The sequence below is a fragment of the Cellulomonas sp. McL0617 genome (assembly GCF_049994875.1).
GTDB lineage: Bacteria > Actinomycetota > Actinomycetes > Actinomycetales > Cellulomonadaceae > Cellulomonas.
This window is the reverse complement of record NZ_CP188256.1, coordinates 2,999,612-3,010,995: the sequence shown is the minus strand read 5'-3', so window position 1 is coordinate 3,010,995 and position 11,384 is coordinate 2,999,612. Positions and strand designations below refer to the sequence as shown.

Here is an 11,384-nt window from a genome sequence, read left to right as displayed (position 1 = left end):
TCAGCGTCCGAGCCCCTCGTAGCGGGCCTCGGTCTCGTCCTTCTGCGGACGCCACCATGCCTCGTTGTCGCGGTACCAGCCCACGGTGGCCGCGAGGCCGTCCCGGAAGCTGCCGTATCGCGGTTCCCAGCCGAGCTCCGTCCGCAGCTTGGAGGCGTCGATCGCGTAGCGCAGGTCGTGTCCCGGGCGGTCGCTCACGAGGTCGTAGTCGTCCCGAGCGTGCCCGGACAGCTCGAGGATCGCCTCGACGACCTCCTTGTTCGTGTGCTCGCCGTCGGCGCCGATGAGGTACGTCTCGCCCGCCCGACCCCGGTCGATGACCGCCCACACCGCGGAGTTGTGGTCCTCGACGTGGATCCAGTCGCGCACGTTCTGGCCGCTCCCGTAGAGCTTGGGCCGGACGCCGTCGATGAGGTTGGTGATCTGCCGCGGGATGAACTTCTCGACGTGCTGGTACGGGCCGTAGTTGTTCGAGCAGTTCGAGATCGTCGCGTGGATGCCGAAGCTCCTCGTCCAGGCACGGACGAGCAGGTCGGACGACGCCTTAGTCGAGGAGTACGGGCTCGAGGGGTTGTACCGGGTGTCCGGCGTGAACTTCGCCGGGTCGTCCAGCTCGAGGTCGCCGTACACCTCGTCGGTCGAGATGTGGTGGAAGCGGGTCCCGTGCCGACGAACCGCCTCGAGCAGCGTGTACGTGCCGATGATGTTGGACTGCACGAACGGCCACGGGTCACGCAGCGAGTTGTCGTTGTGCGACTCGGCGGCGAAGTGCACGACGACGTCCACCTGCGCGACCAGCTCGTCGACGAGGTCGACGTCGGTGATGTCGCCCTTGCGGAAGTCCACGGCGTCGTGCACCGGCGCGAGGCTCGCCTCGCTGCCCGCGTACGTGAGGGCGTCGAGCACGATGATCTGCACGTCCGGACGCTCGCGGACCGTCTGGTGGACGAAGTTGGAGCCGATGAATCCGGCGCCGCCGGTGACGAGCAGTCGCACGAGAGAGAACCTCCAGGGGCGGGTCGAGAAGCCGCCACAGCCTACCCGGCCCGCGCCCCCGTCTATGCTCGATGCCTTCGAGGCCGATCCGCCGAGGAACCTTCACATCGGTTGGGCGTGGCGGTGCTTGATCCACCGGCGGCATCGACCAAGACTCGGGTACCGCAGTGTCGTCGATGTCAGGACATCCCTATGCTCACCCAGCTTGCTCTCGCCGCGCTGCTCGTCGGAGGCCTTCCCGCCGCGCTCCCAGCCACTGAGTCCGTCGACGGACCGCCGGTGGCGGCCGCGGTCGCCACAGACCAGCCGACGGACGCACCGGGCACCGGGGACGCGTTCGACGAGATCCCGCTGGTCGTCCCCGCGGTCTCCGACGCCGGCGTGGTGAAGGCACCGCGGTCCGTTCCGCAGGACGCAGTCACGGCGGACACGGTGATGAACGGCGACCGGGTGGTCACCAAGACGATCGAGGCCGCCGACTACCAGACGGTCGGCATCACGTGGGCGCCGGGCGCGGACGCCGCGGTAGACAACCTCGACCCGTCGGTCCGCTGGCGCGACGACAGCGGCGCCTGGAGTGCGTGGCAGCCGATGGATGCCGAGGACTCGACGCCCGACGCCGGGACGCCCGACGCGGGCAGGGCGGCGAGCCGCGGTGGGACGGATCCGCTGTGGTTCGGGGACGCGGCCGCGCTCCAGCTGTCCTTCGCGACAGACCCGGCGTCATCGGCGTCGGCGGACCTGAACCTGGTGCTCGTCGGCTCTCCCGACACCACCGCTGCCGACGGGACCGCGCAGACGGCGGGGACGTCGGGCGCCATCGTGCAGCCCGCCGTCTTCTCGACCTCTGTGGTGCGGGCCGCGGCGTCGACCGACTCCGAGTCCCCGGCGGCGGTCGTGATGGCGGGCCCGGCGCCGACCATGATCACCCGCGCACAGTGGGGGGCGGCCGCCCCCGTGTGCGAGCCGGACGTCGCCTCGCAGCTGGTGGGCGCTGCGGTGCACCACACGGCCGGATCGAACGACTACAGCACGGTCGCCGAGGCCGAGCAGCAGATCCGCAACGACCAGCGCTATCACATCGACGGGCGCGGCTGGTGCGACATCGGCTACAACTTCATCGTCGACAAGTGGGGCAACCTCTACGAGGGCCGCGCGCACAGCCTCGACTCGCCGGTGATCGGCGTGCACGCCGGGGGGTTCAACACGGGGACCGTGGGTGTCGCGATGCTCGGCACCTACGACGCGGTGCCACCGGCCGCGACGATCAACACCGTCGCGCAGATCATCGGCTGGCGGCTGGCCGCATACGACGTCGATCCCCGCGGGACGATGCAGTACGCGACTGGCGTGGGGGAGAACTCCCGGTTCCAGAACCAGACCGTGACCCTGCCGCGCGTCTTCGGCCATCGCGACGTCGCCTTCACGGCGTGTCCCGGGAACGGCGGGTACGCGGCGCTCCCGCAGATCCGGGTCTCGGCGGCGACCTACTACGACGCCCGCCAGTACGCGGAGTCGCAGTCGGTGGTGAAGGCCCTGTACACGGACCTGCTGGGCCGCGGCCCGGACGCGACCGGTCTGACGGGCTGGACGGCCGCGCTGCTCTCGGGCACGAGCCAGTCGGCGCTCGTGACGGCGTTGACGCACAGCGACGAGTACATCGCGCTGCGGGTCACCAAGGCCTACAACGAGGTGCTCGGTCGCGGACCCGACCCCGTCGGTGCGCAGGCGTGGTTGACGCAGATCCGCGCGGGGCTGGGCACGGTCGACGACGTCCAGCGGCGGTTCTACGACTCGGACGAGTACTTCGCGACCTCGGGGGGCACGTGGCCGGGGTACGTCCAGCGGCTCTACACGACGATGCTGCACCGCGGCGGCTCGGACGCCGAGGTCTCGACGTGGGTGTCGTTGGTCGCGACCCAGGGTCGCGCGTGGGTGGTGGACTCGATCTGGTGGTCACGGGAGGCCGCGTCGATCCGCGCCGGGAGCTACTACCAGACGTTCCTGGGCCGCGGACCGGACCCGACGGGCCTGGCGAGCTGGACGACCGTGCTGCTCACCTCGGGCGAGGGTGCGGTGCGAGCGGGCATCGCCGGGAGCCAGGAGTACCGGGCCCGCGCGATCGCCCGGTTCCCGTGACGGGTGTCAGCGGGCCGCGAAGCTCGCGGTAGCCGACAGGTACCCGACGGTGCGGCCGTCGCCCTTCACCTCGAGGTGCGCGGCTTCGCGCAGGCGGTGCAGCTCCGTGCCGGAGACCGACGCGACCGCGCCGTGCAGCGTGTAGGAGCCCTCGCCGAGCGTGAGGTCGCCGAGCTGGAACCGGTAGGTGGCTGTGCCCCGGACGGTCGGCAGACCGACCCCGAGCAGCTTGGTGTTGGTGCCGAACACCGAGACGCCGAGGCTGGACTCGATGCCGATGCCGAGCACGCCGTCGGTGAAGGGCTCGGCGGCCCGGACCGTCACCTCGACGGTGAGCGGGTCGCCGGGCGAGACGCTCTCGACGGGGAGGCCGCTCGGCCCGAGGACGACGACGGACTCCACGACGACCATCTCGGGTCGGGCGTCCTCCTCCTGCACCTTGACCCGGCGCCGGTCCAGGTCGTCCTGACGCGTCAGCTCGAACTCCGAGCGCAGCGTGCGCAGCGAGTCCCGGGGCTCGCCGTCGGCGATCACTCGCCCGCTCTCCAGGACGATCGCGCGGTCGCACAGGTCGGCGACGGTGTCGAGGGAGTGGGTCACGATGACGATGGTCCGTCCGTCGTGCTGGAAGCCGCGGATGCGGTCCATGCACTTGCGCTGGAACGGTTCGTCGCCCACCGCGAGGACCTCGTCGACCAGGAGGATGTCCGGGTCGACGTGCACGGCGACGGCGAACGCCAGCCGGACGTACATGCCGGACGAGTAGAACTTGACCTGGGTGTCGATGAACCGCTCGATGCCGGAGAAGTCGACGATCGCGTCGAAGTGCTGGTCGGTCTGCGCCCGGGAGAGCCCGAGGATCGAGGCGTTGAGGTAGACGTTCTCCCGACCGGTCAGGTCGGGATGGAAGCCGGCGCCGAGCTCGAGCAGCGCCGCGAGCCGACCCCGGAGGAGGACCTCGCCCGAGGTCGGCTGGAAGATCCCACCGATCATCTTCAGCAGGGTGCTCTTGCCCGACCCGTTCGGTCCGATGAGGCCGACCGTGCTGCCCGAGCCGATCGTCAGGTCGACGTCGCGCAGGGCCCAGAAGTCGTCCTTGTACTGGTTCGAGCGCCCGAAGTTGACCAGGCGCTCCTTGAGCGACTTCTCCTTGCGGATGACGAATCGCTTCGAGAGGTCGCGGATCTCGATGACTGGCGTGGACATCACAGCTCCTGGGCGAAGTTGCTCTGCAGGCGCGAGAAGACGCGCTGGCTGAACCAGAGCAGGACGAACGAGACAGCGAGCGTGATCCAGAGGCGGCCGATCAGGTGCTCGGGGAACGCCTGACCGTCACCGGCGACCCAGAACGTCTTCTGGAAGCCCAGCACGACCTGCGTCATCGGGTTCGCCAGGTACAGCTGCTCCCAGAACGTCCCGGCCAGCGCGTTCTGCACCAGGGCCCACGAATAGACGATCGGTGACGCCCAGAACAGGATCATGATCAGGATCTCGATCAGGTACTGCACGTCCCGCAGATAGACGTTGGCGGCGGCGAGGAAGAGGCCCAGGGCTGTCCCGAAGACGACCAGGACGGCGAGGGACAGCGGGAAGTACGCCCACCGGGAACCCGTGGGGAACTGCTGGGTGACGAGCGTCGCGCCCAGCAGGATCAGGAGCTGGATCAAGAAGTTGAAGAGGGCGGCGCCGACGCTGCTGAGGGGGAAGACCTCGCGCGGGACGTAGACCTTCTTGATGAGGCCGGAGTTGTTGACGATCGACGACGTCGAGCCCGTCACGATGTCCGAGAAGAGCTGCCAGGCGGTCAGGCCGGTGAAGACGAAGATCGCGAACGACGGGATGCTGCGCGAGGCCCCGAGAAACTGGCCCAGGGCGATGAAGTACACCAGCAGCAGGGCGAGGGGACGGGCGAGGCTCCAGAAGAAGCCGAGCACGCTGTCCTTGTAGCGGGCCTTGAGCTCGCGTCGGATGAGGAGGTCGAGCAGCTCGGAGTGGTGGAAGACGTCCCGCAGGGAGTGCCAGGTGCCGGATACGAAGCCCGAGCGAGGCCCGGCCGACCGCATCGGCTCCGCGGCGAGGCGCGCTTCGCGCACGGCGTTGTCGTTCGTCATCTGCTCCCTTGTCCCGGCGGCGCCGTCTCGGGCGCCGACCGGCCTCGTATCTTACCGGGTGGGTCCGCGACCCCGGTTCGACAGCGTCGAGACCCCGTCGGGCCGTGCCCGCTGTACGGGTGAAGCGTCGAGCAGCTCGACCGCCGAGGTGCACCGCGCGACCACCTTGTCGTGGTGGAATGGCGCGGATCATCACAGCGGAGCAGGGAGCAGTCATGTCGAGTCGTCGACCGAGTCGAGTGCGCGTGCGCGGCTGGGCCGGTGTGCTCGCGTTGCTGCTCGTCGGCGGGCTCGCCGCCCCGTCCGCCGCGGCGCCGGTGCCGGCGGTCGGCCCGGTCCTCGCAGTGGCGGGTGACTCCATCACGTTCTCCGGCCACGGCTGGGGCCACGGCCGCGGCATGGGTCAGTACGGCGCGCTCGGATACGCCGTGACGTACAAGTGGGGCTACACGCAGATCCTCGACCACTACTACGGCGGCACCACGCTCGCCGGCATCGGCAACCCGTACATGAACGTCGAGCTCACCGCGGAGACCGGGACGACCCTGACGGCCGTGGGCACGAACGTCCAGGTGAACGGCGCTGCGGTGGGCACGGGTGACGTCGCGATCCGTGCGCAGCTGCAGCCGGGCGGCGCCGTCGCGCTCTGGAGCGGCGCGTCGTGCGGGACGACCACGTGGACGCCGATCGCGGGCGCCTGGACGGCGGGCAACGTGACGATCGGCACGGCAGACCCGTCCACCGTCGACGGGATGATCCGCGTGTGCGAGGCCTCCGGCGAGCGCACGTACCGGGGTCAGCTGACGGTGCAGAACGTGAGCGGTACCCAGATGACCTTCAACCGGCTCGGCGCCGAGGACTACCTGCGCGGCGTCGTCCCGCGCGAGTCCCCGGCGTCCTGGGGCAATCTCGCGAACGGCATGGAGGCGCTCAAGGCCCAGGCCGTCGCCGCGCGGAGCTACGCGCTGTCGTCGACCCGCGCGTCGGGTGCGAACACCTGCGACACGACGGCCTGCCAGGTGTACTCGGGCGCTGCGTTCCGCCCGACCGGCGGGGCGAGGACCCTCCTCGAGGCCGCGCAGTCGGACCTGGCGGTCTTGCAGACCGCCGGGCAGGTCCGCAAGGTCACCGGCACGTCGACGATCGCCCGCACCGAGTTCAGCTCGTCGACCGGCGGCTGGACCGCCGGCGGGACGTTCCCCGCGGTCGTCGACGACGGTGACGCCGTCGCGCAGAACCCGTACCACGACTGGGTGAGCACCATCCCGGTGGCGACGGTGGCCTCCGGGCTCGGCGTCAGCTCCGTCCGGTCGATCTCGGTGACCCAGCGCAACGGTCTGGGCGCTGACGGCGGGCGCGTGCTGAGCGTCAACGTGGTCGACAACAACGGCGCGGCCAAGACGCTGACCGGCAACCAGGTCCGGATCGCGCTCGGCCTGCGCAGCGACTGGTTCAGCATCAGCTGGATCTCGCCGGCCGAGGCGCAGTCGGTGGTGAAGGCGCTGTACACGGACCTGCTGGGCCGCGGCCCGGACGCGACCGGTCTGACGGGCTGGACGGCCGCGCTGCTCTCGGGCACGAGCCAGTCGGCGCTCGTGACGGCGTTGACGCACAGCGACGAGTACATCGCGCTGCGGGTCACCAAGGCCTACAACGAGGTGCTCGGTCGCGGACCCGACCCCGTCGGTGCGCAGGCGTGGTTGACGCAGATCCGCGCGGGGCTGGGCACGGTCGACGACGTCCAGCGGCGGTTCTACGACTCGGACGAGTACTTCGCGACCTCGGGGGGCACGTGGCCGGGGTACGTCCAGCGGCTCTACACGACGATGCTGCACCGCGGCGCCTCGGACGCCGAGGTCTCGACGTGGGTGTCGTTGGTCGCGACCCAGGGTCGCGCGTGGGTGGTGGACTCGATCTGGTGGTCACGGGAGGCCGCGTCGATCCGCGCCGGGAGCTACTACCAGACGTTCCTGGGCCGCGGACCGGACCCGACGGGCCTGGCGAGCTGGACGACCGTGCTGCTCACCTCGGGCGAGGGTGCGGTGCGAGCGGGCATCGCCGGGAGCCAGGAGTACCGGGCCCGCGCGATCGCCCGGTTCCCCTGACGGGTCAGCCGGCCCCGCCGCCAGGCCTGTCGGCGGCGGTGTCGGCGAGGAACGCCCAAGCCTCGTCCGCGTACTGGTCCCACGTCCGCGTGGGCCGCTGTGCGGCCTCCTCGCGCAGGCGCTCGAGCGTGCGGTCGTTGGTGAGGAGCTCGCGCATCGCGTCGGCGATGGCGACGTCGTCTCGCGGGTCCACGACGAGCGCGCCGCCCTCCTTCGCGATCTCGAGCATGCTGCCGAACGACGAGGTGATGACCGGCGTACCCACTGCGAGCGACTCGGCGACCGGCAGGCCGAACCCCTCGTTCAGCGACGGGAAGACCGTGAACCGCGCCAGGGCGTAGGCCGCCCAGAGCCGCGCGTCCGACAGTCGGCTCTCGGTGTCGACCGGCCGGCCCGCCCGCTGGGCGACCGCCAGCTGGTTCACGAAGGCGTCACTTCCCCAGGCGTTGCCGCCGACGAAGCTCAGGCTGAACTCGCGGCCCTCGCGCCACAGGAGGTCCGCGGCGTGCAGGACCGCGAGGTGGTTCTTGCGCGGCTCGTGGCTGCCGACCACCAGCACGAGCGGGAGCGTCCCGACCTGGAACCGGCCCACGGCGGCCTCGACGTCCCAGGTCGACTCGTCGTCGACCTCGACCGGGAGCACGACGGCCCCGACCTCCGGCCCGTCCACGCCGATGGCCGAGAGCGTCGCCCGCCATCCGTCGTACTCCGTCTTGGCGGCACTGGAGATCGCGGCGACCCGGTCGAAGTACCGGACGGCCGAGAGGTTCCCCGCGAACACGGCCGACAGGCCCAGCTGCGTGGTCTCGGCGGAGGTGATCGGGACGCAGTCGAAGCCGATGACCCCGGTGCGGTTCGTCGCGAACCGCGCCAGCGCGCGCAGGCGCGTGCTCCGTTCCGGCTCGGCGGCTAGCTCGGGGAGGACGTAAGTCGTGTGCCAGGGCACGACCACGGTGGTGACCACCGTTGCGCTCGTGTCGACGGGCGCCCGGACGTCGAGGAGGCGGTCCCGCTCGAGGGCGGTGAGCTCGCGCATCGCCTGGAAGCCGGTGGTCCAGGCCACCGGCGTCGCCGGACGGGTCGCGAGCCAGCGCCGTGTCGTCTCCCGCGCGACGCGCTGGATCCCGGTCGCGAAGTCGGTCGACGCCGTGTGCGCGACGTCGACGACGGCACCCCCGGTGACGACGCGGACCAGCCACGCGGCGCTCTCGGCCGTCGTCTCGCGCTCGATCGCGGAGACGAGTGACGCGCCACCGTCGAACTCGTCGCCGCGCGCGACCTCGATGACCGTGTCCTCGTCGGGCAGCCGACCCGACAGGACAGCGAGCGCGAGCCAGACCTGCGAGCGGTCGCACACGTCGACGACCTCGGCGAGCGCCCGACGCAAGGACTCGGGGTCCGCCGAGCTGGTCGACGGCGCCTGGGCGCGGCCGACTGCGTTCGCGAGCAGGGTCAGGCGGCTCGCCCAGGCGGTCCATCGGGCGTCGTCGATCAGCTGCCGCCCGCGTGCGGCAGCCCGCCGGTTCCTCATGGTGTCTCCCCGGCGGGAACCAGCGCCCGCCACAGCTCGTCGGCGTACTCGTCCCAGGTGCGTCGTGGCCGGGCCAGCGCCTGCACCCGCAGCTCGTCGAGCAACGCGGCGTCCGTGAGCAGTCGGCGCATGCCGTCCGTCACGGACTCGTCGTCCCGCGGATCCACGGTGAGGCACCCACCGCCCTCGGCGATCTCCTGCTGGCTCCCGAAGTTCGACGTGAGGACGGGCGTCCCGCAGGCGAGGGAGTCCGCGACGGGCAGCCCGTATCCCTCGTGCAGGGAGACGAAGACCGTGAACGTCGCCGACCGGAGCGCGTTCCACAGGTAGGCGTCGTCGACGCGCCCCGTGTCGAGGACCGGGAAGCCCAGCGACGTCGCCCGCGCGAGAGCGGGCGCGAGGACGTCAGCATTCCACCCGTTCCCGCCGATGAGCTCGAGGTCGAAGTCGAGTCCCTCGCGCCACAGGCGTTCGGCGCAGTGCAGGACGGTCCGCTGGTTCTTGTGCGGCTCGCGGCTGCCGACGCAGACGATGCGCGGGCGCTCGGTGCTGCGTACCACGTCGTCCTGGTGGGCGGGCGCCTCCTCGGTCAGCACGACCTCCTGGACGGTCGGGCCCGCCAGCCCCTGCGCGGCCAGGGCGCTCGCGAAGCCGCTGAACTCCATCGTCGCCGACCGGCTGATCGCGGCGATGTGGCGCGTGTGCTTCACGACGGTGAGGTACTGGGCGAACGCCAGCGCATCCCCGAACGGGCGCGTCTCGGCGCTCGTGATCGGGATCATGTCGTACCCGACGAGCGAGAGGTCGTTACCGGACAACGAACCGATCGTGGCCAGCCGGTCGCTCGCGGCCCCGTTGGGGACGTCCGGCAGGATGAGGGTGCTCTGCCACGGCACGACGAGGCGAGGCAGCGCGGCCGGCGTGCTGGCGATCGTCGCGACGGCCTGCCCGTGGTCGAACACCCGGGCGTGCTCCTGCGGTTCGAGACCCCGCAGGGCCGTGCGGGAGGTCGTCCAGGCGGCGGCCGTGATCGCATGGGCGTCCGACCACCGCGGCAGCACCTCACGGACGACACGATGGATCCCGGTGTGCGTGTCGTTGCGCGCGGTGAAGTCGACGTCGATGACGACACCGCGGTGCACGATGTCCATCTCCATGTCGAGGTTCTCGGGCGACGGCGAATGGAGCAGCTCCTCGAACACGACCGACTCCGCGTGGCGGCGCGACGCGAGCGCCACGTACCGGCCGAACCCGACCAGCTCGCTCGCCGTGGGGTAGGCCGCCCTGATCGCGGTCAGGGTGATCCACCGGACGTCGGCACGCTTCGGGTCGGCGCACCGCTCGAGGAGGAGCGGAAGCACCTGCGCCGCGAGCCGTCCGTCGGGCTCGTCGTCAGCGGGGACCGGCGCGTCGGAGCCCAGGACGACCGCGGCCGTCGCGCTCAGACGCTGGTCGAGGGCGCGCAGCACGATGTCGGCCCACCGCCCGTCCGTCTCCGTGACGCCGTCGGCGGGAGATCGCCCCGTCACCGCGCGGGCCGCAGGTGCTTGGCCACCCGACGCACGCCGCGCAAGGGCCGCGTCACCCGCCACGAGACCGTGCCCTGGAGCGCTGCCATCTGCGCGCGCAGGTGCTCGGTCTGCTCCTCCAGTCGTGCGTCCGGCCTCGGGTCCGACGCCGCGACGGCGTCCGCCCAGGCGGTCAGCGCGAGGGTGCGCCAGTGCACGGCGTCGGCGAGGGCGGACGCGCGGTCGCCGGCGAGCCGATCGACGGTCCGGGTGAGGTACCCGTCGAGGACGCATGCGGGGTAGGACAGCGCGGCCCGGAGCTCGGTGGCCCGTTCGGCGGCGACGTAGAAGCGCGAGACCCCGTCGAAGAGGCAGAACTCGTACCCGGCGGCGAGCACCCCGTCCTGCCACGCCTCGTGGGTCTGCTCGGTCGAGTTCGGCGCCGTCGACTCGACGATCATGACCCAGGGGCGCCAGACCGAGAGGTCGATGCTGGCGATGACGTCGGCCTCGGCGCCCTCGACGTCGATGAGCAGGAAGTGGATGTCCTTGCCGGCCAGGCCGGCGTCGTCGAGCAGGGCGTCGAGCCGCATGGCGGGTACGACGACGTCCTCGTGGGCGATGCCGCGGCGCTCGTGCTCTGCGCTCACCGTGTCGACGAGCGTCGACAGCCCGCTCTCGGGGATCACGTGCAGCGTCACGCTGCCCTCGGTGGTCGAGACGGCGGCCTCGACCAGCGCGTCGCGGGGCCTGTCACGGCGGTGCAGCGCGGCGAACTCCGGCACGGGCTCCACGGTCACGCCGCTCCACCCGCGGTCGTAGAACGCCCGCGTGGCCGAGTCGTCGGTCGGGTGATTCGCTCCCACCTCGACGTAGGTGCCGACTCCGACGTTTCCGAGGGCTCTCCACAGGACGACGTCCTCGCCGTTCTGGGCATACGAGATGAACGGGGGCGATTGCACGAGAGCATCATAGTCGGGCACGCGTGGGCCCC

Annotated in this window: 8 protein-coding genes; 2 read left to right on the top strand and 6 right to left on the bottom strand. The window is 71.2% G+C overall.

Going from position 1 to position 11,384, the window contains the following annotated elements; genetic code table 11:
• The gene (gene rfbB, locus ACPPVS_RS13535) at positions 1-996 is read right to left on the bottom strand and encodes a dTDP-glucose 4,6-dehydratase (protein ID WP_426592776.1); all 996 of its coding nucleotides are present in this window, start codon (positions 994-996) and stop codon (positions 1-3) included.
• Positions 997-1,188: 192 nt separating this feature from the next.
• On the opposite strand from rfbB, the gene ACPPVS_RS13530 reads away from it, so the two are divergent.
• A complete protein-coding gene (locus ACPPVS_RS13530) occupies positions 1,189-3,135 on the top strand; it encodes a DUF4214 domain-containing protein (protein WP_426592775.1) in 1,947 nt (648 codons plus the stop codon).
• Between the two features lie 6 nt (positions 3,136-3,141).
• Here ACPPVS_RS13530 and ACPPVS_RS13525 read toward each other — a convergent pair whose 3' ends face one another.
• Together ACPPVS_RS13525 and ACPPVS_RS13520 are read right to left on the bottom strand one after the other, a co-directional pair.
• On the bottom strand, positions 3,142-4,341 hold the full coding sequence (locus ACPPVS_RS13525; protein ID WP_426592774.1) for an ABC transporter ATP-binding protein: 1,200 nt from the start codon (positions 4,339-4,341) through the stop codon (positions 3,142-3,144).
• Positions 4,341-5,246 (bottom strand): ABC transporter permease, encoded by a 906-nt coding sequence (locus tag ACPPVS_RS13520; RefSeq protein ID WP_426592773.1) that lies wholly within the window; start codon positions 5,244-5,246, stop codon positions 4,341-4,343. Before ACPPVS_RS13520 ends, ACPPVS_RS13525 begins: the two co-directional genes overlap by 1 nt.
• 215 nt (positions 5,247-5,461) lie before the next feature.
• Here ACPPVS_RS13520 and ACPPVS_RS13515 point away from each other — a divergent pair, with 215 nt between their 5' ends.
• Entirely contained in the window at positions 5,462-7,351 is a 1,890-nt protein-coding gene (locus tag ACPPVS_RS13515) for a DUF4214 domain-containing protein (protein WP_426592772.1), read from the top strand.
• A gap of 4 nt (positions 7,352-7,355) precedes the next feature.
• Here ACPPVS_RS13515 and ACPPVS_RS13510 read toward each other — a convergent pair whose 3' ends face one another.
• From ACPPVS_RS13510 to ACPPVS_RS13500, 3 genes are read right to left on the bottom strand one after another with little or no spacing between them, the layout of a single operon-like run.
• Positions 7,356-8,882: a glycosyltransferase family 4 protein gene (locus ACPPVS_RS13510; RefSeq protein ID WP_426592771.1), complete on the bottom strand. Its 1,527-nt coding sequence runs from the start codon at positions 8,880-8,882 to the stop codon at positions 7,356-7,358.
• Positions 8,879-10,411: a glycosyltransferase family 4 protein gene (locus ACPPVS_RS13505; RefSeq protein ID WP_426592770.1), complete on the bottom strand. Its 1,533-nt coding sequence runs from the start codon at positions 10,409-10,411 to the stop codon at positions 8,879-8,881. The genes ACPPVS_RS13510 and ACPPVS_RS13505 overlap by 4 nt, the downstream gene beginning before the upstream one ends.
• The gene (locus ACPPVS_RS13500) at positions 10,408-11,352 is read right to left on the bottom strand and encodes an FkbM family methyltransferase (protein ID WP_426592769.1); all 945 of its coding nucleotides are present in this window, start codon (positions 11,350-11,352) and stop codon (positions 10,408-10,410) included. Before ACPPVS_RS13500 ends, ACPPVS_RS13505 begins: the two co-directional genes overlap by 4 nt.
• Between the last annotated feature and the right edge of the window lie 32 nt (positions 11,353-11,384).